Source organism: Bacillus sp. V2I10 (assembly GCF_030817055.1).
GTDB lineage: Bacteria > Bacillota > Bacilli > Bacillales > Bacillaceae > Bacillus_P.
This window is the reverse complement of record NZ_JAUSYV010000001.1, coordinates 5,226,217-5,248,850: the sequence shown is the minus strand read 5'-3', so window position 1 is coordinate 5,248,850 and position 22,634 is coordinate 5,226,217. Positions and strand designations below refer to the sequence as shown.

31 protein-coding genes are annotated in these 22,634 nt (G+C 40.4%); 25 read left to right on the top strand and 6 right to left on the bottom strand.

All coding sequences use genetic code 11. From position 1 onward, the window contains the following. Positions 1-319: 319 nt before the first annotated feature. The 25 genes from QFZ72_RS26520 to QFZ72_RS26400 all read left to right on the top strand — a co-directional run bounded on the left by QFZ72_RS26520 (position 320) and on the right by QFZ72_RS26400 (position 16,220). Positions 320-898: an RNA polymerase sigma factor gene (locus QFZ72_RS26520; protein WP_307439271.1), complete on the top strand. Its 579-nt coding sequence runs from the start codon at positions 320-322 to the stop codon at positions 896-898. Further along, complete coding sequence (locus QFZ72_RS26515; protein ID WP_307439269.1) at positions 888-1,970, top strand: DUF4030 domain-containing protein; 1,083 nt, start codon at positions 888-890, stop codon at positions 1,968-1,970. The genes QFZ72_RS26520 and QFZ72_RS26515 overlap by 11 nt, the downstream gene beginning before the upstream one ends. A 345-nt stretch (positions 1,971-2,315) precedes the next feature. Further along, the gene (locus QFZ72_RS26510; protein WP_223439313.1) at positions 2,316-2,636 is read left to right on the top strand and encodes a WXG100 family type VII secretion target; all 321 of its coding nucleotides are present in this window, start codon (positions 2,316-2,318) and stop codon (positions 2,634-2,636) included. A gap of 173 nt (positions 2,637-2,809) precedes the next feature. After that, on the top strand, positions 2,810-2,968 hold the full coding sequence (locus tag QFZ72_RS26505; protein ID WP_307439267.1) for a hypothetical protein: 159 nt from the start codon (positions 2,810-2,812) through the stop codon (positions 2,966-2,968). A gap of 31 nt (positions 2,969-2,999) precedes the next feature. Continuing rightward, entirely contained in the window at positions 3,000-4,247 is a 1,248-nt protein-coding gene (locus QFZ72_RS26500) for a hypothetical protein (protein WP_307439266.1), read from the top strand. 18 nt (positions 4,248-4,265) lie between these two features. Then, complete coding sequence (locus QFZ72_RS26495) at positions 4,266-5,063, top strand: hypothetical protein (RefSeq protein ID WP_307439264.1); 798 nt, start codon at positions 4,266-4,268, stop codon at positions 5,061-5,063. 14 nt (positions 5,064-5,077) lie between these two features. Then, on the top strand, positions 5,078-5,629 hold the full coding sequence (locus tag QFZ72_RS26490; RefSeq protein ID WP_307439262.1) for a DUF5381 family protein: 552 nt from the start codon (positions 5,078-5,080) through the stop codon (positions 5,627-5,629). 147 nt (positions 5,630-5,776) lie between these two features. Next, positions 5,777-6,334: a DUF5381 family protein gene (locus tag QFZ72_RS26485; RefSeq protein WP_307439260.1), complete on the top strand. Its 558-nt coding sequence runs from the start codon at positions 5,777-5,779 to the stop codon at positions 6,332-6,334. A gap of 58 nt (positions 6,335-6,392) precedes the next feature. Then, on the top strand, positions 6,393-6,923 hold the full coding sequence (locus QFZ72_RS26480; protein WP_307439257.1) for a DUF5381 family protein: 531 nt from the start codon (positions 6,393-6,395) through the stop codon (positions 6,921-6,923). Between the two features lie 399 nt (positions 6,924-7,322). Beyond that, complete coding sequence (gene gvpJ, locus QFZ72_RS26475) at positions 7,323-7,592, top strand: gas vesicle protein GvpJ (RefSeq protein WP_307439255.1); 270 nt, start codon at positions 7,323-7,325, stop codon at positions 7,590-7,592. A 39-nt stretch (positions 7,593-7,631) separates the two neighbouring features. Beyond that, the gene (gvpT, locus tag QFZ72_RS26470; protein ID WP_307439253.1) at positions 7,632-8,117 is read left to right on the top strand and encodes a GvpT/GvpP family gas vesicle accessory protein; all 486 of its coding nucleotides are present in this window, start codon (positions 7,632-7,634) and stop codon (positions 8,115-8,117) included. 26 nt (positions 8,118-8,143) lie between these two features. Next, positions 8,144-8,611, top strand: a complete 468-nt coding sequence (gvpQ, locus tag QFZ72_RS26465; protein WP_307439252.1) for a gas vesicle protein GvpQ — start codon at positions 8,144-8,146, stop codon at positions 8,609-8,611. Between the two features lie 20 nt (positions 8,612-8,631). Further along, positions 8,632-8,892 (top strand): gas vesicle protein GvpJ, encoded by a 261-nt coding sequence (gene gvpJ / locus QFZ72_RS26460; protein ID WP_307439250.1) that lies wholly within the window; start codon positions 8,632-8,634, stop codon positions 8,890-8,892. 84 nt (positions 8,893-8,976) lie between these two features. Next, positions 8,977-9,240 (top strand): gas vesicle protein GvpO, encoded by a 264-nt coding sequence (gvpO, locus tag QFZ72_RS26455; RefSeq protein ID WP_307439248.1) that lies wholly within the window; start codon positions 8,977-8,979, stop codon positions 9,238-9,240. A gap of 28 nt (positions 9,241-9,268) precedes the next feature. Continuing rightward, entirely contained in the window at positions 9,269-10,192 is a 924-nt protein-coding gene (gene gvpN, locus QFZ72_RS26450; protein ID WP_307439246.1) for a gas vesicle protein GvpN, read from the top strand. A gap of 11 nt (positions 10,193-10,203) precedes the next feature. Further along, positions 10,204-10,971 (top strand): GvpL/GvpF family gas vesicle protein, encoded by a 768-nt coding sequence (locus tag QFZ72_RS26445; protein WP_307439244.1) that lies wholly within the window; start codon positions 10,204-10,206, stop codon positions 10,969-10,971. Position 10,972: 1 nt separating this feature from the next. Beyond that, positions 10,973-11,236, top strand: coding sequence for a gas vesicle protein GvpG (locus QFZ72_RS26440; RefSeq protein ID WP_252207982.1), 264 nt, complete (start codon positions 10,973-10,975; stop codon positions 11,234-11,236). A gap of 4 nt (positions 11,237-11,240) precedes the next feature. Next, positions 11,241-12,050 (top strand): GvpL/GvpF family gas vesicle protein, encoded by an 810-nt coding sequence (locus QFZ72_RS26435; protein WP_307439240.1) that lies wholly within the window; start codon positions 11,241-11,243, stop codon positions 12,048-12,050. Positions 12,051-12,069: 19 nt separating this feature from the next. Next, positions 12,070-12,339 (top strand): gas vesicle protein, encoded by a 270-nt coding sequence (locus QFZ72_RS26430; RefSeq protein ID WP_307439238.1) that lies wholly within the window; start codon positions 12,070-12,072, stop codon positions 12,337-12,339. Next, positions 12,311-12,595 carry a gas vesicle protein K gene (locus QFZ72_RS26425; protein WP_223439400.1) on the top strand — a complete coding sequence of 95 codons (285 nt, stop codon included), beginning with the start codon at positions 12,311-12,313 and terminating at the stop codon, positions 12,593-12,595. The genes QFZ72_RS26430 and QFZ72_RS26425 overlap by 29 nt, the downstream gene beginning before the upstream one ends. 29 nt (positions 12,596-12,624) lie before the next feature. Then, positions 12,625-12,957 carry a gas vesicle protein gene (locus QFZ72_RS26420; RefSeq protein ID WP_307439235.1) on the top strand — a complete coding sequence of 111 codons (333 nt, stop codon included), beginning with the start codon at positions 12,625-12,627 and terminating at the stop codon, positions 12,955-12,957. Between the two features lie 14 nt (positions 12,958-12,971). Continuing rightward, entirely contained in the window at positions 12,972-13,781 is an 810-nt protein-coding gene (gvpT, locus tag QFZ72_RS26415; RefSeq protein WP_307439234.1) for a YtxH domain-containing protein, read from the top strand. Between the two features lie 30 nt (positions 13,782-13,811). Beyond that, positions 13,812-14,225, top strand: a complete 414-nt coding sequence (gene gvpU, locus QFZ72_RS26410) for a gas vesicle accessory protein GvpU (protein WP_307439232.1) — start codon at positions 13,812-13,814, stop codon at positions 14,223-14,225. A gap of 292 nt (positions 14,226-14,517) precedes the next feature. Continuing rightward, positions 14,518-15,174 carry a 5-bromo-4-chloroindolyl phosphate hydrolysis family protein gene (locus tag QFZ72_RS26405; RefSeq protein WP_307439230.1) on the top strand — a complete coding sequence of 219 codons (657 nt, stop codon included), beginning with the start codon at positions 14,518-14,520 and terminating at the stop codon, positions 15,172-15,174. After that, positions 15,171-16,220, top strand: a complete 1,050-nt coding sequence (locus QFZ72_RS26400; RefSeq protein WP_307439228.1) for a toxic anion resistance protein — start codon at positions 15,171-15,173, stop codon at positions 16,218-16,220. The genes QFZ72_RS26405 and QFZ72_RS26400 overlap by 4 nt, the downstream gene beginning before the upstream one ends. Positions 16,221-16,253: 33 nt before the next feature. Here QFZ72_RS26400 and QFZ72_RS26395 read toward each other — a convergent pair whose 3' ends face one another. From QFZ72_RS26395 to QFZ72_RS26370, 6 genes are all read right to left on the bottom strand, one after another. Further along, on the bottom strand, positions 16,254-16,403 hold the full coding sequence (locus QFZ72_RS26395) for a hypothetical protein (protein WP_307439226.1): 150 nt from the start codon (positions 16,401-16,403) through the stop codon (positions 16,254-16,256). Beyond that, the gene (locus tag QFZ72_RS26390; RefSeq protein WP_307439224.1) at positions 16,403-17,854 is read right to left on the bottom strand and encodes a carbon starvation CstA family protein; all 1,452 of its coding nucleotides are present in this window, start codon (positions 17,852-17,854) and stop codon (positions 16,403-16,405) included. The genes QFZ72_RS26395 and QFZ72_RS26390 overlap by 1 nt, the downstream gene beginning before the upstream one ends. A gap of 173 nt (positions 17,855-18,027) precedes the next feature. Next, the gene (locus QFZ72_RS26385) at positions 18,028-18,756 is read right to left on the bottom strand and encodes a LytR/AlgR family response regulator transcription factor (RefSeq protein ID WP_307439221.1); all 729 of its coding nucleotides are present in this window, start codon (positions 18,754-18,756) and stop codon (positions 18,028-18,030) included. Beyond that, on the bottom strand, positions 18,743-20,494 hold the full coding sequence (locus QFZ72_RS26380; protein WP_307439219.1) for a sensor histidine kinase: 1,752 nt from the start codon (positions 20,492-20,494) through the stop codon (positions 18,743-18,745). The genes QFZ72_RS26385 and QFZ72_RS26380 overlap by 14 nt, the downstream gene beginning before the upstream one ends. A 117-nt stretch (positions 20,495-20,611) precedes the next feature. After that, complete coding sequence (locus QFZ72_RS26375; protein ID WP_223439412.1) at positions 20,612-20,986, bottom strand: hypothetical protein; 375 nt, start codon at positions 20,984-20,986, stop codon at positions 20,612-20,614. 124 nt (positions 20,987-21,110) lie between these two features. Further along, positions 21,111-22,625 (bottom strand): UDP-N-acetylmuramoyl-L-alanyl-D-glutamate--2,6-diaminopimelate ligase, encoded by a 1,515-nt coding sequence (locus tag QFZ72_RS26370; protein WP_307439217.1) that lies wholly within the window; start codon positions 22,623-22,625, stop codon positions 21,111-21,113. Positions 22,626-22,634 lie beyond the last annotated feature (9 nt).

The following is a 22,634-nucleotide window of genomic DNA, read 5'->3' as shown; positions in this document are numbered from 1 at the left end:
TCGTCTGGTTTTTTTGACTATCATTTTATTACTCTTATCCGTATCAACATAGTAAGTTCCCACGCCTTGCTGTGCATTGAAGTTCCAGTTAACCTGCAGCTTTTCGCATTAGAATAAATAATGATCGATAAATTCGAAAATAGCTCTATACCTATTACACAGTAACAGAACAGTATGAAAAAGCGAAAAGAAAAGGTGAGGTGCCTGCGCAGCTCACTTTTTTAATACCATAAAGTTTTTTGGGGAAGAAAAAAGTGAAACCGAATGAACCTTCCATTTCGTTATATATTATGTACAAACCAAAAGGGGGGCCTCCCAATTGAAGAAAGAGGATGAGCTTATAAAGAGAATCAGAAAAGGGGACAAGGATGCATTTGGCGATTTAGTCAAAGATCTGCTTCCTTCAGCCTATCAAACCGCTTTCTTGATTCTCCGGTCAAAAGAGCATGCAGAGGATGCCCTTCAGAATGCTTTAGAAGGCGCGTATATCAGCATTATGAAAAACAGTGATATGACTCATTTTAAACCTTGGTTTTACCGGGTTGTCTATTCAAAATCAATTGATTTATACAGAAAAAACAATAGGCATGGGGTAACGGAACTGGATGATTACCATCAGCAGGAAGGGAACGGCGGCTCTAATTCAGCCCAGCAGCTCATCATCCAAAAGGAGAACAAACAGGAAATGCTGGCCCGTATCCTGGAACTGAAAAAAGAACAAAGCCTCCCAATTTATCTTCATTATTATGAAGAGATGAGCATGAAAGAGATTTCGCTTGTTCTGGGAGAAAATATAAACACTGTAAAAACAAGAATGAAACGGGGAAAACAAATGCTCGCCCGCGTTCTGAAAGACTCAAACAGGTACACTGAGGGGGTTAAAGCAAATGGGCTCTAAAAGGGAAAATAACATCAACGATTTCAGTGATTGGCAGGTGCCGAACTCAATCGAAACGTTCATCGGAAAACTGCCGGAACGTTATTCGGAAGGACAAATTGAGAAAGAGGCGGAAGATCAGATGGACCTGGAATGGCGTGCTTTTCAGGCAGACCTTAAAAAGAACAGCTTCTTTAAGAAAAAACCGGTTCTTGCTGTACTGGCTTTAGCTGCTGCCTTCATGCTTTTTATTGGCACTGCCTTTGCGTCGCCTAGTGTAGCGCAGGTTGCTGCAAAAATTCCGATCTTAAATCTTTTATTTGAAACAGAAAAACAGCCGCTTATGGAAGAACTGCAAAAAGCGCTGGACGATAAAGGGTACAAATGGGACGGCTTGGGGGTTGGGGTGCAGCCGAGGGAAATCAGTGTAAGAATCGTCGGCACCGATGAATATTATGATGATGTGAAGCAGGATGTGGAAGAACTGATTCAAGGAATCTTAATGAAAAGAAACGATAATGCTTATACCATCGTCATCTCTAAATCAGAACCAGTGGAAGAACCTTCACAAGCTGAATTAGAACAAGCGAGAGAGCAGCACAAAATAAGTGAGCATGTGCTTGAAATCCTGGCGGGATACGGATATACACAAATAGGCTTTGGCATTCAAGAAGGCGTGATTGAATTTGACCTGCCAAAGGATGAACCGCGAATCGAAGAAATCAAAACAGCTGTCTCGGGTCGTCTTAAAGAGGAACAGTTTGGTAACTATTCAGTTAAAGTGCATACATTCGACAGAGCCAAAAAAGAGCGTGAAGACAGATGGATGCCGATCTTTAACACCATTGCAGACGGCCTTACTGCCAAAGCTGAATATAAAGTAAAAGGTATCGGCTACACGAATAAATATGATTATTTTGCCATTTATATCACGACAAGCGTTTCTTATAAAGACGATAGTGCCAAGGAACTTGCGGGTGCTATAGAAAAAACAATTGAGGTTTATTTAACTTCTGAAAAAGTAAAGAATACCATTAAAGGTGATAACTATAAAATCGTCATAAACAGCAAGGAAGATAAACAACTGAATTAATGATGAAGAAGCTTGGAGAATTCCAGGCTTTTTGTTTTTCTGGAAATTGTTATAAAAATAGGTTTATCTATTTATGGGCAGGTGGTATTAGATAATTGGGATATTTTTCTTCTTTCATATCATTACTAAGTCCTAATGTTTTTCCGATTTGAACATTTGTCTATTCAAAAGCATTACTTTCCCCGCATGAAAGTCTGAACACTCGGTCTTAGAAAATGTTACTGGAGACTTATGGAAATTGGAAATTAAATCTAGTAATATTTTCTTATATGTGCAAAACGGGATGATTCTGTAGAAACTTGAAGGATATACATAGAAAAATGTAAGAATTGGTGAGGTGACATAATGAATTCTGAACACGTCAGAGCCCTTGCAAGGGTTTTTCAGGAAGCATCAGATTCCGTTAAAGACCAGGAAGCAAAATTGCTTCAAGATATAAACAACAATGCAGCTACATGGAGCGGTAAAAGCCGCAGCAAATTTGATTCCGCCATGGACGAAGCCCAGATCCTGTTCCAAAGACACTCAGACAACCTCTACGACATCAGCCGTGAACTCGAAGCTGCTGCCGACTCCGTTGACCGAGTGCGTGAAGAGATTGAAAGACAGGAAGAATTAGAGAGACTTGAGAGAATTCTCCGCCTGAAGAAATTAGATGTGCAGTAAGAAGTTAGGGGTGCAGCATGAACCATCGTTCAAGCAAAAAGAAAAAGAAAGTGGACGAAAGACAGGGAATGAATGACGGCTGTGTGCCAGGGTGTAATGATTTTTTAGGGATTTAACGTTAACAATTTTTACATTTATTATAATGACTAAATTCAACTTTTATGAGGTGCACAATGAGCCATCGTAATGATCATGATCCGAATTATAATCGGAAGAAGAAAAAAGAAGAGAAAAAAGGAATGGATGACGGCTGTGTTCCAGGTTGCATTGATTTCTTCTTGCTTCCGTTTCAAATCGCTATTTTAGGCTATCAATTCTATCATTTAGTATAAGTATTAATGAAATAAGGAAGGAGTTCATATAGTGGCTAATAAAATTTCAGTAGATCCGGATAAGCTGGATCAGCTTTCCAATTCATTTGTTCACAAGTTATCAGATATTGAAGAAGAATATAGCCGGCTGCATATTGAGCTTGCAAACTTGATTATGAGTGCTCCTCCGGAATACAGCCATTGTTTTTATGGAGTGGGTGATCCATGGAATACAGGCAAGGCACTTGTAAGTCATCTAAGCGATATGGAGCAGGATGCCAGAAATACAGGGAATAAATTTGCAGAAGCTGATAACTTAATCGGCCAGCTTTACAAACTTCATGAGAAGTATGGGGCTTTAACTGCCATGGGGGCGTTAGTAGGGAGACAGGCTACATTTTATGGTCTTGGATTAACGCAATTTATTAGAAATACAGATAATTTATATTCATTTAGACATATGAAAGCCTTGCAGACTTTATCAGATGTAATTGATGATTCAAAGTACCGCAAAGTAGCCAGAGGGTTTTTGAAAGTCAGTTTCCTTTCTTCGAGATACAATTCTTCGTCATTTGCAGACCTGGTTCATAAAAAATATACAAAATATCTTCCAGATGATGTAGTGAATTATACAAATAACGCTAAAACATTTGTAAAGGGTATAAAAAACAACACTTTAAATGCTTCAAAAGTGTCATCTTTTGCAAAGTCAGGACTTAAATTTGCAAAAACCAATGCATTGACAACCGTTGCTATTACAGGTGTTATGGAAATAGGCGGAATGGGCCTCAAGATATCAGAGAACTATTCCAAATATGGAAATGATCCGGACGTCTTAAAACGTGAAAATGCAAAGGCCGTTGGGAATGCCGTGAACAATACTGCTGCTATAAGCGGAGGAGCAATTGCAGGTGCAGTAGTTGGAGGGGCAGCACTAAGCATCTTTGGCCCTGTAGGAACAGTTGTTGGAGCATCTGCAGGTTCTTTTGTCGGCGGACTAATCGGTGAAAAAGTTGCAAAATATACAGCTGGATTTAGTGAAAAAGCAGCCATGGTATTTGATGACCAAATTCAAGGCGGTATAAATATGTTTAAAAGCGGGTTTGAAAAAGCCGGAAAGGTAGTGGATACTTTTAACAGCGGCGTAGATTTTGCCAACAAACAAATAAAAGAAACACTTGCAGATCCTGTAGGTAAGGTAAAAGATATCGGCAAAGGGCTTTCAAAGGCTAAAGATACCGCTGAATCCCTTGTAAACGGGGCTGGAAACTTTCTAAAAGGAAAATTCTCATTTGGTTAAGGAGGTTGGGAATAAATTATGAATTCCATACAGTTAAGTATCGAAGAACTTATATTTTCTTTTTACAGTGAAGGGTTATATGAGCAAGGGATGGGGTTAAAAGATACGTATTTTCCTAATTTAACAGAAGAAGATTTAAAGTTTATGCTTGAGATAGCATCGCGATCCCTCTTGGCTAAAGACTTGGTTAAAGAAGTAGACAATCAGTATTATTTGAAAGAAGAATACGCAGAATACATTCATGTTCTGAACTCTGCTGACAGCACACTAAAAGCTTCTAAATTTTCACCTGATCTTGCTCATGAAGAATCCGTTACGTACCACCAAAAACAAGGAAGAATGTACTCGCATCAAATGCTTCATGATCATCAGGTGCATGCAATAATGGAAGTAGAAGAAGAGGGTGCGGTTAAAGACCTTAATACCTTTTTTCAATTGACTTCATTAGCATCAGACAAAGGCGATGTTTCGTTTTCTTTGACTGATGCTGAGTTTGAGGGTCTGCTTGAAGAAGCAAGTCAACAGATTAACGAACCTCAAAAAATCGTAATGAAATTTTCTGCTCTGGAAACATCCCCTGATTTTGAACAGCTTGTTTCAGATTTAATCAGAAGAAAAGGGAAGATGGACAGTTTCCTGCATCTAAAATATGATGTAAATAATAACCCTGATCTTGTTGATATTACTTTTTTTGTCCCTGGACAACTCAATGTCTGGGTACTGACCAGATCTCATCTTCAGGGACTTGATGTCAAAAAAGCTGATAAGTGCTTTATTCCTGACCTTCTAGAAAAATTAAAGACTGTATCTGTATAAAGAGGAGGATTTCTTTGCTAAACCTGCAAAAAGAAAACAACAGCCTCAAAATGAAAGGCTCCAAGTTTATGTATGTCTGGATGCTGCTTGCTACCTTTGGAGGACTTGCAGCGTGCATCTTTCTTATCGTAAATGGTTTTAAATTCGATTCAAAGTACTCGTTTTTTTACCTTGGAGGAGGTTTTTTGCTTTTTCCAATCTTTCTTTATCTAACATTATGGTCACTTCCGGGGTTCGTACCGGGAAAAACGCTGCTTGTTGTGATTGAAGGGGCAAACGGCTCCATTATTGCCAAGAAAGACACTATTCCCTTTACAAGTATAAAGAGCATCCGTTTTGTAAGAAACCCGCTCAACCTGATAAATGACATTGTCATCGAAACGTTTCAGGGAGAAGTAAGAAAAATAAGGACTTATAACCTAATTGACGATACAGACTTTGCCATTTTAATAGATCAATATGTTTATCCTAATATGAGAGAAGATGCAAAGGCAGTCTGGGACCGTCATGTGAATTTGAGTGAATTGTTTGAACATGCAAAGTATGAGAGAAAGACAGACATTTAGTTTTTATTGTGAGGCCAGCTTAATTAAGCTGGCCTTGATTTAGATTATGTTCTTCATCCTTTTAGGGTTAGAGATGAAAGATAGAAAGAAACTGTTATAAATGGGCAAGTATTTTTTAGAAAATGTAATGCAAAGGAGCTGAGTAACTTGCCTAATACACATGAAGAACCCAGCTTTATAAAAGTAAGAGGTCCATTGTTAATGTATCTATGGATGGGACTTTTTATATTTGGAGGTTTAACAGCTTGTTATATATTGATTACTTATGGCTTGAAATTTGAGTCGGATTATTCATTAATCTATTTGGGTGGCGGCTTGATTTTATCTCCCTTTTTTATATATGAAGCTCTTTGGGCACTTCCAGGATTTATTCCAGGAAAAGTTTTATTTATTCTATATAAGGGAGAGAACGGCAGTATTGTTTCTAAGAAAAAAACTGTACAGTTTAAAAATATCCGAAATATTAATTTTAAGAGAAACCCCTTAAACTTATTTAATGAGGTTATAGTAGAGACCTATGATAACAAGAGCGTTAAATTCAAAACATACAATTTACTTCATGAAGTAAACTTCTATGACATAGTAGATGAACACATTTTTCCGAATATGACAGATGAAGTTAAAATAGCCTGGAACCGAAAAATATCTGATGATCAATTTCTTAAAAGCATGAATTATGAGAGGAAAAATCATAATGCAGATTAGCATCCAAGTAGATCTGTGACTCCCTTTTTGAAATTATCTATCGTTTTGGAGGGAACAAATGCTTAATACAATATCAAAAAACTCAAAACTATATATCAAAGGAAATAAGTTTTATTACGGAGTTTTGGCAGCTTTTATTTTAGGAGGCTTATTTGGGTCAAGTTATGCAATCTCAGAAGGGTTTGGGTTTGTTGGCGGCTTTCTATTCTTTCCAATCTTCCTCTATTTGTTTTTCTGGTTTCTGCCGGGGCTTATTCCTGGAAAAGTCTTAATTTCAATGTTACAAGGAGAAGGTGGATTTCTGCGTACTAAGAAAGGCGATATACCATTCCAAAATATTAAGCAAATTAATTTAGCGCGTAATCCTGTAAATTTGGTCAACCGTATTGTTATTAAAACCTTTGATGAAATAGTTTATGAAATTCCTACATACGACCTTATTGATGAAACAGACTTCGCTGTTATTGTAGATAAGTACATCTTTCCCCATATGTGCAGTGAGACTCAGCTTGCATGGGACCGTAATGTAAATCTTGATAAGTTATTTAGAGAAGTGAATTATGAGAGGAAAGCAGATGTAAAAGATTAATAGGTAAACAACGAAGTTTGAGAAGAAGAATGCCGATTCAAATTATTGAATGATTAGACTTCCTCAATTATGAAAAAACCCCGTATTCCAACCGAATACGGGGTTTTTTCATCCCCATAACGAAGAAAAACCCCCTTTTGAATCACTTTGTAACCATCCTGTAATAAATTTAACTTTTTTGTCTTGATTTCTTTAATAATCCACAAAAATGCTTTGCTTACAGCGTTTATCCATTACAAAATTTAAAACCAAAACGAAAATATTGGAAAATCATGGAATGTTATTTCTTGTTTTATCCAACGGATGTTTTAAGCGTGTTTCTAAAAGGTATAACCCCAATAACAAAGCGATAAGGGCTTGCCCAAATTTACATCGTCAATGAAGGGAGCTAATAGAGAGATGAGTATTCAAAAAAGTGCGGATAGTTCGAGTTTAGCGGAAGTTATTGACCGGATTCTTGACAAAGGAATTGTAATTGATGCATTTGCCAGGGTGTCGCTTGTAGGAATTGAGATTTTAACGATTGAAGCAAGGGTTGTAATTGCAAGCGTCGACACTTGGCTGCGATATGCAGAGGCTGTCGGATTGCTGCGTGATGAGGTGCAGGAGGAAGGTCTTGCAAATCGTCAAAAGAATGAACGAAGCACACAATCAGCTTTTAACTTTTAATAGATGAATCACTATTATATGAAGAAATGGGGATAAATCATGGCGAGCAAAGATAAGAAAGAAAAAATGGAAAATCAGGAAGAATCGAATCAAAAAGAAGAACAGAATCAAGATGAGAAGCAGCACAATTCCTTAAATTATGCCATTTTAGGAGGAGTTGTTGGAGCAGGTATCGGATTGCTTTCAAGTCCTGAGACAAGCAAAAAAGTGTTTAACAGTCTTGGGCAATCAGAAGTAGTAAGAGTGGCCGGCAAGGAATTAAGAAGAACGGCACAGGAAATCATTACTGAGCAGGCAATGGTTGCGCTCAGGCAGACAGCAACAGGCTACCTTGATAAAGGAAACTTAAGCAGCCTGCTTGCACCGAAGAAAAAGAAAGAATCTTCTCCGGGAAATGAGAAAAGTGAAGAAAAGGAATTAGACTCTTCACAATATGATGAGTTGAAAGAGGAAAACAAAAACATGAATGACCAGCTTCAGCGCATTGAAGAAATGCTGAATCAGCTCATTGAAGCAAAGAAATAATTGATCTGCCCTGAAGGGGTGATTAGATGGATAAAATGAAAAAAGCCGCTTTAAAAGCTGGAAAAAAAATCATTGAAAATACGCCTGAACCTATTAAAGAAAAGGTTGAGGATAAGGTTAAAGAAAAGGCGAAGGAAAAATTCGTCGAGAAGACAGAAGAAAAGCTGCAGGACAAAGTAAATGCAGCTGCCGAAAAGCTTGGCCATGCAAAAGACGAGAACGCGGATAAAGTTCACGGCAAAGCAGAAGAAGCGAAAGAAAAGGTTCAGGATATTCTGCTGTCTGTCAGAGACAAGCTGGGAAATGTGAAAGAAGCAGGAGAAGATTTTCAAGAAAAAATCTCTTCTAAAGATGATAAGAAAAAAGTAAAAGGCTATAAAGGCATCAAAGGCGTTAATCAAATTAAAAGCTCCACAGATCTAAAAAGCTCTACGAAGATCAAAAGTTCCAATGATATGAAATCTTCTACAGATATAAAATCAATTGGATCTTAACCTGAGAGGAGAATACAGAAATGTCGATTCAAAAAAGCAACAACAGTTCGAGTTTAGCAGAAGTTATTGACCGGATTTTGGACAAAGGGATCGTAATAGACGCATTTGCAAGAGTATCAGTAGTCGGAATTGAGATTTTAACGGTTGAAGCACGTGTCGTTATTGCAAGTGTCGATACTTGGTTGCGTTATGCAGAGGCTGTAGGTCTTCTTCGTGATGAAGTTGAGGAAAAAGGTCTTCCAGAGCAATCAAATGAAAGAAGTTCACGGTTTAGTATTTAAGTAATACAAATGACCGGGGCCGTTCTATGAATGGCTCCTGCTTCTTAACTTGAAACGGCTGAAGGAACAATCGGAGGCGACACTATGGCTATTAAAGAAATCATGAAAAACGTAAATGACTTTTTCAGTGAACATGTAGCACCGCCGCACAAAATTACTTCGGTGGAAGCAGTGGAAGAGGGCTGGAGAGTGACGGTTGAAGTGATTGAAGAAAAAGAATATATGAAGAAATATGCAAAAGATGAAATGCTCGGAACCTATGATTGTCAATTAAACAAAGATAAGGAAGTCACGTCTTTTAAAAGACTGGACATTCGGTACCGAAGCGCAATCGGTATGGAACAGTAAGGGATGAGCGGGCAGGAGGCAAGAAAAGATGACGGTCTTAAAAGAAAAGGTAAAGAAAGATGCAAGAGCATTGATACAGGACGATGAGACGAAGGATATTCTCAAGCGTTCGCTGCAATACTTGAAAGCCGGATATTCCGTTCATTTTACAGGCCCCTCAGGTGCAGGAAAAACCTCCCTTGCGCTTGCTCTTGCCAAAAAAAGAAAACGGCCGGTCATGCTTATGCACGGAAATCACGAATTAAACAACAAAGATTTAATTGGAGATTTTACAGGGTATACGAGTAAAAAGGTCGTTGATCAGTATGTCAGATCTGTTTATAAAAAAGATGAAAGTGTCAGTGAAATGTGGAAAGACGGACGGCTGCTTGAAGCAGTTAAAAATGGATATACGTTAATTTACGATGAGTTCACAAGGTCACGCCCTACTACCAATAATATTTTTCTATCGATTTTAGAAGAGGGTGTCCTGCCGTTATATGGCTCTAAATTAACAGAACCATTTGTCCGGGTTCATCCCGATTTCGCAGTCATATTCACCAGTAATCCTGCTGAATATGCAGGAGTTTACGATACGCAGGATGCCCTGCTTGATCGCTTGATTACAATGTTCATCGATTATAAAGATGTTGAACGTGAGACGAGAATCGTAGCCGAAAAAACAGATGCAGAAGAAAACGAAGCAAGAGCTATTACCACTCTCGTTACGAATTTACGGGATGCTTGCTCAAACGATAAGAATAATGGTCCTAGTTTGAGAGCTTCGATTATGATAGCGAAGCTTGCAGCAGAACAGGATATTCCAATAGATGGTGAAGATCCGGATTTTCAAAGCTTATGCCTTGATATTTTATGTCATCCTATCAGCCGATGCCTTGATTCGGATCATGCAAAAGCAGATGCAGAGCAATTAATAATAGATGAATGCAGGAAAATGGACGTCTTGGATTAGAGGAGTGTTTGATGATGAGTGAACAAGAAATGGGTATATATATTTTCAGCGGGATTCAAACGACGGAAGATGAAGATTTTGGAACAGTGGAAATTGAAGGCGAAGAGAGGGAAACCTTTACGATTCGCTACAAAGATGCAGCGATGGTTGCAGCCGAGGTCCCAATGAAAATCTATCATCCGAATCGTCAAAATTTAATGATGCATCAGCACGCAGTTGCTGCAATTATGAGCAAAAATGATACAGTTATTCCGATCAGCTTCGGGAATGTTTTTACATCCAAAGAAGATGTAAAAGTCTTTCTGGAAAATCTGTATCCTCAGTTTGAAAAGCTGTTCCCTGCGATTAAAGGGAAGATTGAAGTCGGGTTAAAAGTCATCGGCAAAAAAGAATGGCTTGAAGCAAAAGTAAATGAGCATTCAGAGGTTGGAAAAATGTCAGCTTCAGTAAAAGGAAAGTCTGAAGCGGCCGGATATTATGAACGCATTCAGCTTGGAGGCATTGCCCAGAAACTGTTTGCTGATCTTCAAAGCGAAGTGAAGGCCGAGGTATTCGCGCCTCTTGAAGAAGCGGCTGAAGCCGCAAAAGCAAATGAACCGACTGGCGAAACAATGCTTTTAAATGCCGCATTCTTAATTGACCGTGATTCTGAGGAGCTTTTTGATCAGAAGGTTAATGATGCACATGAAAAATGGAAAGATAAAGTCGATTTTAACTACAGCGGTCCATGGCCTGCATACAACTTTGTGAACATCAGGTTAAAAGTAGAGGAAAGCTGATATGCTTCATAAATTGGTTACCGCACCAATGAATCTTGTAGTTAAAATCGGACAAAAGGTACAGGAAGAAGCAGAGAAAGAGTTATATGACCTTCCTACTATTCAGCAAAAGCTCATTCAGCTCCAAATGATGTTTGAGCTCGGCGAGATTCCTGAGAAAGCTTTTCAAGAAAAAGAAGAAGAGCTTTTGACAAGGTATGAAATTGCCAAGCGCAGGGAAATGGAAGAGTGGGATAAGCTGACGAAACCAAGAAACGAGGGATAAGCAGATGGGTGACTTGATTTATTTATATGGATTGATACCAACTAAAGAAGCGGCAGCACATCAATCGTTTCCATCTTTCACAGGCTTTGATGGTGAACGCAAGCTATACACCATTCCGATCAACAATGTCACCGCAGTTGTTTGCAAACTGGATTCTGATCATTATTCAGAAGAAGCCATTAAAGACAAGGTCGACAGTGATATGGACTGGCTGCAGGAAAAAGCGTTCCATCATCATGAAACGGTTGCCGCCCTTTATAAGAGCTTCACAATCATTCCGCTTAAATTTTGCACGATTTATAAGAATGAAGATAGCCTGAAGCAAACCATTCAATCCAATGATACGAGGATTGAAGAGACACTTTCCATGCTACAGGGAAACGAAGAATGGAATGTGAAAATCTATTCTGACGATCTTGAACTGAAAAAGCAGGTAATTGAAAACAATTCCGCAATCGAAGCGAAGAAACAGGAAATAAGCGAGCTGCCTCACGGAAGACAATTTTTCGAAAAGAAAAAGATTGATAAGCTGATCGAGGATGAGCTTGAAAATGAGAAGAATCGAGTTTGTGAACTAGTGCATGAGAAGCTGAAGGAGCATTCGCTTCACGCAGCTATTAAGCAAAATTGGAGCAAAGATGTCACAGGTCTAAAAGAAAACATGGCCTGGAACAGCGTGTTTCTTCTTCCAATTCCGAAAGTGGAAAGCTTCTTGGAAGAAATGAAGCAGTTTGAACAGGAACTTGGCGGCACTGGCTGGAGATTCGAAGCTACAGGTCCATGGCCGGCGTACCATTTCTCCAGTTTTTCATAAAAAGTGAGGGATCTGACAGATGTCTCTTAGAGAATCAGTTGAAAATAAGGATATAGCTCTTATTGATATTTTAGATGTCATCCTCGATAAGGGTGTGGCAATTAAAGGTGATTTGATCATTTCGATTGCAGGTGTAGATCTAGTGTATTTGGATCTAAGGGTTCTGATTGCTTCAGTTGAAACGCTTGTCCAATCAAAAGCAGGCAACCGAAAGCCCGTTACATCTGATCAATTCGATAAACAGAGGGAGGAGTTAGTCGATGCAGCAGGCCAGCCGAACAAATGGTAGGATTCAGCTTGATCCTGACAATGCCGAACACGGACTTGCGCAGCTAGTCCTGACCGTCGTTGAGCTTCTCAGGCAAATTGTCGAACGTCATGCGATGAGGCGGGTGGAGGGTGGAACGCTGACGGACGAGCAAATTGAAAATCTTGGTGTTGCCTTGATGAACCTGGAAGAAAAAATGGAAGAATTGAAAGAGGTCTTTGGCCTTGATGCCGAAGATTTGAATATAGATCTCGGTCCTTTAGGCAGCTTGTTATAACCTAACGCGGCCACTTGGAGGGACATGTAATGGCAGTCCAAAGCAATATGCAATCAAGTACGATTGTCGATGTACTGGAAAAGATTCTGGATAAAGGAGTTGTCATCGCAGGTGATATCACGGTAGGAATTGCCGATATCGAACTGCTGACAATTAAAATTCGGCTCATTGTCGCTTCTGTTGATAAAGCAAAAGAAATCGGCATGGACTGGTGGGAGAATGATCCTTATCTAAGCTCCAAAGCGGAGAATAACAATACAAAGGCACTTGAAGAAGAAAACAGGAAATTGAATGAACGACTGGAGCTGCTTGAAAATCAGCTTGGCACAAATCGTTTGAATACAGCTAACCAACTAAAATAATGGAGGGATTTACAATGGCGGAACAAACAAAATTAGACAACTCTCAGGTGGAAAATTCAAAGGAAAATACGAAAGCAGAGAACTCGAAAAAAGAGCAATCAACTCAGAAAAATTCATCTAGAAGAAGCGCGCCAATTAAACGCACGGTCGCAGGCAGTATCCTGGGCGCTACAGTCGGCTACCTGGCTACACCTGAAAACGGAAAGAAGCTTCTTGCCCGTATTGATACAGATGAATTAAAAAGCAAAGCTGCAGACTTTGGAAAAGCAGCTAAAGAAAAATCGTTCCAAGGTGCTTCAAGCTTAAAATCATCAGCTACTAATCTATTTAAAAAAGATAAAAATCAGTCAGATGATTCTGATCAAGATGGTTCAGTGAACAATTCATCAGAAGAAGAAACTTCATCTTCAAATTCAAATGAAGATTTCGAGGCATTAAAGCAGGAAAACCAGACTCTTCAAGAACGTCTTCAGCAGCTTGAGGAAAAAATGAACCAATTAAGCGGCCAAAGCAATTCTGAAGAAGATGAAGAAGACGATGAGGAAGAAGAAGAAACTCCAAGCAAGAAAAAAACAAGCAAATCAAAAGAAGAATCTGATGACTCAGATGAAGGCGAAGATGATGATGAGATAGAAGAAGAAGAAGAAGAAGAAACGATGTACGATGGCAAAGATGAAGACAAAAAGCCGAAAAAATCAACACGCGGAAGAAAACCAAAGACTTCAAAATCATCAAAAGCTAAAGATGAAAAAGCCAAGGATGAAAAAGATGAAGAAGAATCAGAAGATACTTCTCTAAGCAGCGATGATGACACATCATCTTAACTGAGACTAAAAAAAGGAGGAGACATGGAGATGAGTACAGCAGCAGCCTCATCAAAAGACAGTGTACTTGAATTCTTTGTACAGGCTTCAAATAAACATGACTTTACATTAGACATTACGTTAAACGTTAATGGTGCAGTCATTTCCGGCACAATGGTTTCTGCTAAGGAATACTTTGATGCCCTAAGTGAAACGTTTGAAGATGGAAGTGAAGTCGCCCAGAAATTAAGTGAACAATTATCACGTGCAAGCGAATCCGTTGAATCAAACGGAGATGCTGAAGCTCATTTCATTCACTTGAAAAATACGAAAGTGTATATTGGCGACAGTAAATCCACCCCTTCTAAAGGACAAATCCTTTGGAGAGGCAAGTTGAGTGAAATTAATGGATTTTTCCTCGGGAAAATCTCAGATGCCAGACCAGCAAGCAAAAAATCAGAATAGAGTTAGGCTAAAGCCGGGACCAGAGTTTCCCGGCTGTTTTTTTTGTCTGAAGAAAACTCTGCTTAATTGGCTGACGCGCAAAATTTGAGCTCTGGATCAGAGAATAATCTGTGCACCTCTCTACGTCTCAAGTCCTACATCTCCTACTATTGCCGACCAATAGAAAAATCGGCGGCGATGCTGTATATTAATGATAAAGAACTATTTTCCATTTTTATTCCACCAGGACTGAAACCCTTCACTATATACATACGTATTAAAATAGAGACTTTATGTAAGGAGTCGATTAATAATGAATCCGTTTATGGCATTCAGTGTCCGGATGATGGCCGCAATACCGGCTGCAGGGACAGTTGGGACTGTTAGTTTAATCGGTTTTGATCAGCCTTTTTTAGCGGCAGCCGCGTATTCCATTGCTGGGGGAGCATCTGTCTATTCCATCGCATCGGTGAGTATGAACTCCAGATTTTTAAAGAAAAATTCTCTTACCCGCAAAGATTATAAATACATTAAAAAACAGCTGGACGAAGCGAAGTCTAAGATGGCACGCCTGCAGAAGACGCTTTTAACCATCCGTCATCTTCCTTCTTTAAAGGAGAGAATTGAGCTTGTGCGTGTTGCCCGCAGAATTTACAGCCTGACGATAAGAGAGCCGAGGCGTTTTTACAAAGCCGAGAAGTTTTTCTTTTCTCATTTGGATTCTGCTGTGCTTCTCACTGAGAAATACGTCTTTTTATCCTCTCAGCCAAAGAGGAATTGGGAGCTTGAGAAATCATTAAATGAGACGAGAAAAACATTAAACGAACTGACGCGTCTGATTGAACAGGAGTTGTACTCAATGGTACAGGATGATGTCGATGAGCTTAATCTTGAAATTGATGTAGCAAAGCATTCCATTAAAACAAATAATGATACGAAACATCTCGATGAAAGCCGGAAATTTAAATGAACGAGATCGATTTATTTCAGCAAGTTAACACGTCACGGCTTATCGACGTGCTATCTGAAGAAGAAAAAATCAGGGCACACAAGCTGGCCGAACAAATTAATCCGAAAAACCATGCTCTATTGGTATCATACGGACTGCCGGCGCAATCCAAGCTCCTCGCTTTCTCAAATGTGATGCTTGAGCAGGTACAGCGAAAGGATATAGGGCAGGTTGGTGAAATTCTCGACGAATTCATGAAAAACCTGAATGAGGTTCATCCTGAGGATTTACAGCAGGAAGAAACCTCTTTTTTAGCGCGTCTGTTTGGAAAACGAAAGAAATCCATTCAAGAGGTTCTCTCCCGATTTCATAAAACAGGGGCACAGATCGACAGAATCAGTGTAAAGCTTGAGCGCAGCAAAAATACGCTTTTATCAGATAATGTGATGCTCGACAGGCTCTATGAAAATAACAAAGACTATTTTCACTCATTGAATGTGTACATTGCAGCAGGAGAAATGAAGCTCGAAGAACTTCACGATAAAACAATTCCTGATCTGAAAAAAGCGAGTCTTGGTTCGAATGATCCAATGAAGCAGCAGGAAGTCGAGGATCTTCTTCAATTTGCTGATCAATTGGATCAGAGACTGTATGACTTAAAAATCAGCAGGGAAATTACGATACAAAGTGCACCTCAAATCCGCATGATTCAAAAAACAAATCATAAGCTTGCTGAAAAAATCCAATCCTCCCTTGTAACAGCGATCCCGCTTTGGAAGAATCAGGTGTCCATTGCGCTGACTCTGATTAGACAAAGAACTGCAGCAGATGCTGGAAGAAAGATTTCAGAGCCTGCAAATGAACTTTATCAAAAGCAGGCCGCCGTTATTGGAGGAGCTCGGCGCAGCATATTTGATTTAGAGACTTTAAAAGAAATACAGGAAAATCTTCAAGCATCCATACAAGAAACGATGAGAATTCATGATGACGGAAAAAGAAACCGCGAGGAAACACAGGCTGAGCTGATGGCAAGAGAAAGAGAACTAAAGCAGAAGCTTCAGGCATGAAAAAAGCAGGAACCATAATCGGTACCTGCTTTTTTACGTAAGGATCACAACAAGTGTTCCGCCTGCGATCACCAAACTTCCTGCAATTTTTAAGAGCAAAGGCGCACAATCTTTGCCCTTGCGATTTAGCTTTTCTTCTTCCTCATTAACCGTTTGCCGATAATTCGGACTGCAGCAGCCCATTACGATACCTGCTTCCAGCCCGAAACGTCATCTTCAAGAGGAAGGTTATTGGCTCTTGCTTTCTTAGCTGCAATGTAGAAAGTAACGATAACAGCAATGGTAGCAATAGCCGCTCCAATATAAGAAGTACTCATAGATAACCCGAATCCAATTGGAGCATTCAAGATGTAAGTCACTGTCACCATCGTCATGAAAATTCCCGGAATCATCGCAATCCAGTAGTTTTTCTTGGCAATGAAGAGGTACATGGCGCCAACCCACAGTGCTATAACTGCTGTCGATTGGTTTGCCCATGAGAAGTATCTCCATAGAATCGTGAAATCAATTTTTGTCAGTACAAAAGAGATGACGAACAATGGAAGTGCAATCCATAAGCGGCTTGTGATTTTCTTTTGAGAAATATTGAAGTAATCAGCAATAATCATACGTGCACTTCGGAAAGCTGTGTCTCCTGAAGTAATAGGCAGGATAATAACGCCAAGAACGGCAAGTGTTCCTCCGATTGCTCCAAGCATAAGAGTAGAAGCTTCGCTGACTACTGCACCAGGACCGCCTTCTGCAAGCAGCGCGTTCAAGCCTGTGCCGCCGTCAAATAAGCTCATTGCTGCAGCAGCCCAGATCATCGCAATAACCCCTTCAGCAATCATCATGCCGTAGAAAATCTTGCGTCCCTGTTTTTCATTTTGAGTCGTTCTTGAGATAATCGGCGTTTGCGTAGCATGAAATCCAGACAGCGCCCCGCAGGAAATCGTCAAGAACAGCAATGGAAAGATTGGAATATTATCAGGGTGAAGATTAGCAAGGGTAAGCTCTGGAATTGGAGCGCCTGTAATCACCAATCCTCCGCCAACACCAATCGCACTGATTAAAAGCAATGCGCCAAAGATCGGATAGAATCTGCCGATGATTTTATCGATAGGAAGCAATGTCGCCAAGATATAGTAAATGAAGATAGCTCCAAGTATAAGTCCCATTGTTGCCCAGCCATTCATTAAGCTGTAAAGCAGGCCGGCTGGTGCTGTAACAAAAACGGTTCCTACTAATAAAAGCAGAAGAATCGCGAATGCGTTTACAACATGCTTCATCACTTTTCCTAAAAACTTTCCGGCAAGCTCGGGTAAGTGAGCACCGCGGTTGCGGATTGAGATCATGCCTGTTAGATAGTCATGCACGGCTCCTGCAAAAATACAGCCGAACACGATCCAAAGGAAGGCAACGGGTCCATAAAGCGCTCCCATAATTGGGCCAAAGATCGGACCGACACCCGCAATATTCAATAACTGAATCAATGAATTTTTCTTCGTGTTCATCGGCAGGTAGTCAACACCGTCCTGATGAGTAAAGGCAGGAGTCGTTCTGCCCTCGTTCACACCGAACACTTTTTCAACAAATTTACCGTACGTAAAATAACCAACAATTAAAAGGATAACACCGGCTAGAAATGTATACATGGAAACCCTCCTTGAATAATCAGTAATGTATGCGTTTACATAAGTATAAAGGACTATAGCAAGTTATGGACGATTTGTGTCCAAGATGCAGAAAAGGAGGAGTAACATGCAGAAAAAAGGGATTTAGATGCAAAAAAAGAAAGCATAGAATTTCCTTGCTTTCTAAAAGACAATTATATTTCAAGCCTCTCCCGCAGTGACTTCACATAATTCCTGCTGACAGACAGCATCTCCTCAGTTCCTTCTAGTTCAAGCTGATAGGCGCCATTGAACCATGGACTCAGCTTTGCCACATAATCCAAATTGACAAGGTAGCTTTTGTGTATACGGAAGAAACTATATGGACCTAAACGGGATTCTAAGTCTTTTAAGGGTGTTTTTGTATCATAGCTTTTTGTTTTTGTTATGATTTTAGATACTTTATCATCTCGGTACATATATAAAATATCCTTTGGTTCAAGGTAGACAATTTCTCCTTCAGCGTCTACTGCAAGCTTTCCTGGTGCGGAACTTTTCTCAGGACTTTTCGACTGGTGCAGCAGTTTTTCAATTCGCTGGACGGTTTGCTTCAGCTGCTCTTCATCATAGGGCTTCAGCAAGTAATCGATTGCTTCGTATCTGAAGGCTTCTGCCGCAAATTGAGGATAGGCTGTCGCAAATACAATCAACGGGACCTTCTTTAATTCCCTCAGTGATTTCGCGGCTTCCATTCCGTTCATTTTGGGCATTTCCACGTCTAGAAAAACGACATCAGGCTGAAGCTGCAGAGTTTTCATGACGGCAGCTTCACCTGTATCGGCTTCTCCAATGACCTGGAGAGAAGAAAATTCACTTAATAAATGTTTTAATTCATCGCGGCTGTATCGTTCATCATCCACAATGACGATTTTAATTGGCTCCATTCGTTTTTCCCTCCGTATGCGGAATCGTAAAACAGATCTCAGTCCCGTGACCTAACACACTTTTAACTTGAAGAGCAGAAGTACTGCCGAACATCATCGTTAATCTGCGGTTGACGTTATACAGACCAAGACCAGTTCCTTGTGCAGATTGCACGGTTTCTTTCCCGATATGGCCGGCCCGATCTGTACTCATTCCATGGCCGTTATCTACTACTTTTACGCAGGTTTTTCCGTCTTTTCTATGTACGGAAATGGTGATCACACAGTTTTCTTCTTTATCTTTAATCCCGTGCTTTACCGCATTTTCGACAATGGGCTGCAGGCTTAAAGGTGGAAGTCTGACAAAAAGTGCATCTTCATCAATTTCATAATGAACAGACAGCTTGTCAACAAACCGGGTTTCCTCAATCGCCAGGTATGCTTTTATATGCTTTAGCTCCTGCTCAAGTGTGGTCATATCGACTGTCGTTGCGTTAAGGTTGGATCTTAAAAAGTGTGACAGAGAGACAAGAAGTTTTCTTGCTTTTGCAGGATCAATCCGAATCAAAGAGACAATCGTGTTTAATGAATTAAAAAGAAAGTGAGGACTAATTTGAGCTTGAAGTGCCTTAATTTCAGCTTCTTTAGCGAGCTGATAGGCTTTATCCGCTTCTGCAATTTCAAGCTGATTGCTGAGCAGGCTGCTGAGGCCGGTAATCAGCTCCATGACAATATCCGTAATTTCTTTTTTTGATTGAAAATAAAATTTCATCGTGCCGATGGTTTCCCCGCGTTGTTTTAAAGGTGCAATCACAGCTGCACCGAGAGGACACCCCGCTTCCCTGCAGTGAATGGTTCTATCACTTGCAAGGACAAGTATCCCGCTTTGAATCACATCTTTTGTAATTTGCGTTTGAATCGGGCTGTTCACACAGTGGTGATCGTCACCGAGACCGACATGAGCCAAGATTTCAGTTTTATTTGTCATCGCAACAGCGCTTGTCTTAATTTCCTTATGGAGAATTTGGCAAACTGCCTGAGCGGATTGTGTATTCATGCCGCTTCGAAGATAGGCGAGTGTTTGATCAGCAATTCGCAGTGTTTTTTGAGCCTGCAGAGCACCGGCTTTTTCTTCTTCATTGACTACATTTTTTATGATGAGCAGAAAAAGAGCAGATCCTAGGCCGTTAGCGAGAATCATCGGAATCCCGATCATTTCGACAAGGACGAGTGCTTTTTCAAATGGGCGGGACACGAGGAGAATGACCGCCATTTGAATCGTTTCAGCTAATGCCCCAATAAGGAAAGCGGAAGAAAGCTTAACGTGGGTATTTTTTTTGAAGAAAGCTCCTGCCAAAATACCTGCAATAATAGAAGCAAGTCCACATGAAAGAGCTGTAAATCCTCCAAGGGTAAAGCGATGGATTCCCGCAATCAGTCCAGCTCCTATGCCGACCTTATAGCCTCCTAAAAGTCCGGCAAGCACGACGCCGATGACTCTGGAATTGGCAATAGCTTCATCAGATGCAAGTCCTGATGCCCAGCGGTTAAACTCGAGTGTTTCCGTACTCAATGACAAGCCTGAATATGTGCCGATAATACCGAAAAAACCAAAGAAAAGAATGGCTGTATACTGCTGACTGCGGTTTAACTGATCCTGATAGATCATGCTCCGGAAAAAACGGAATCTCGTTAGGATAAAAGCGATGGTTACAATAATACTAAGCCGTTCGAGCATCGTAATAAGCAGTTCAAACATACATCTGCTCCTTTTTATAAAAAAGAATATGATCTTATTTTAATAGAACGAACGGCTAATAACAAAGCAGATGGATTTTGGCATACAAAAAAAGCAGCGAAAAGGCTGCTTTACAGGTTAAAATCCGTCTTCAGCTGTAAACGGAATGTTAAGTCTGTTTTCAACTGCACGAAGGCGCTGGTTTAAACGGTTCAAGCGTCTTGTATGGCGTTCAACTACTTGGTTAAGTCGATTCACTTCCTGATTTGTTTGGTTAAGCTCTCTTCTGAGATTTCTGAGTTCCTGGTTTTGACGGTTCAGTTCTCTTGATTGCTGCTCGTTTTGTCTTTCTAAAGCATTGATTCTTCTTTCCAGGGACTGAAATTGAGGCGGCTGGCGATCTGGATCAAATTGATCCTGTACTTGCTGCGGCTGATAAGGGTTGTATTGATAATTCATATAATAATCGGTTTGCTGAGGGACATAGCCTTGATAAAACTGATATGGATTCATATGGACTGCACTCCTTTTTGTGTAATGATACTTAAATAGCCTACGTAAAGAGGCCCGAAGTGACAGGGCAGATGCCCATAGACAGCCTAAAATAATTCGGGAGGCAGCAAAAAGCCATGAGCTTTTATGCCTCAAGCTCATGGCAGTCATGATAATAAGATTGATAATGGGATTCGATGATTTCCTCGTCTGAATGAGGAACTTCTATTCCTTTTACAATTTGCGCTCCATTTATGCAGCCGCTTGTAAGGAGGATGATGTCATCAGGTTCACCTGCTGCCAGAGAAGCGATGACTCCTTCTTTTCTGGTAAGGGCAGCTCTGATGTTTGGCGCTGTCGGTTCCGAAAATCCTTTCATCACTTGATCAATGATGATTTGCGGATCATGATGGCCGGGGTGATCAACTGTTACAATCACTTCGTCTGCTTGGCCTTCTATTGCTGCTGCCATCTTTGGCATTTTATTAAAGTCGCGGATGCCAATTCCTGCAATCATGACAATCAGACGGTTGTAATCCATTTTCTTTACTTCTTCCACCAGACGGGTAAGAGCAACAGGCGTGTGTGCATAATCCAGGATGATTTTCTTGTTGTCTGGTCCGGTTATAACCTGGAAGCGGCCTTCTGGACTCTCAAGCATCGGCAGAACGCGAAGGATATCTTTCATTTGGTAGTTAAACAGCAGGGCAGCACATATGGCAGCAAGGGCATTTGCAATATTATAAGTTCCGAAAACAGGGGCAGTTGCCTGATGAATCTTCCCGTTATAAAAAAGATCAAACGTAGTTCCGATATCTGAGAATTGAATATTGTCAGCCCATAGATCAGCTCCGCTCAGCGAAGACAAGCTATAGGTGATTTTTTTGCCGCTGTAAGTCCGGGAAAGCTCAAGGCCCATTTCGATGTCATCGAGATTAATGACAGCCGTTTTAGCCTGATCAAATAGAGCCAGTTTGCATTTTTTATAGTGATCAATCGTTTTATGATATTCAAGGTGTTCTTCAGAAAAATTCGTCAGAATCGCTGCATCAAATTCAATGCCGTGCACCCGTTTTTGGTCTGTTGCGATTGAGGAAACTTCCATAACGGCTGCTTTGTCCCCAAGCTCCGCCAAATCATGGAAGATTTTATGCAGATCAGTGGATTCAGGTGTTGTCGGCGTACTCTTTTTATACAAAAGCTTATGAGTCGAAGCCCATATTCCCGTTGTGCCGATTGAACCTGCTGGTAAATCTAATAAAGTGAGAAGAGAGCGCACATAGGCTGCAACAGTCGTCTTACCGTTTGTGCCGGTCACCCCAATGATTTTCAATTTTTCATCAGCATGATCATGAAACATCTTTGCTAAAAGAGCCATTGTTTCTCTGACGTCTTCAGCAAGAATGAAGGTATGATCAGGATACTCGCGGCTAAGCTGCTCAAGCTTTTCAAAGCTCGTTCCGATAACGGCAGCGGCTCCGTGCGCAATGGCCTCATCAATATACTGATGTCCGTCATGATCCTCGCCTTTAATGCTGAAAAAAAGGGCACCGGGCTTGACCTGTTTTGAATGAAAAGCAAGGCTTGTTATGTTTTGAGAGGCTTGTCCGAAAATATACTGCAGAGTAAGGTTTTCTAGTTGATCAAATTGTATAATCATTCGTGTTCC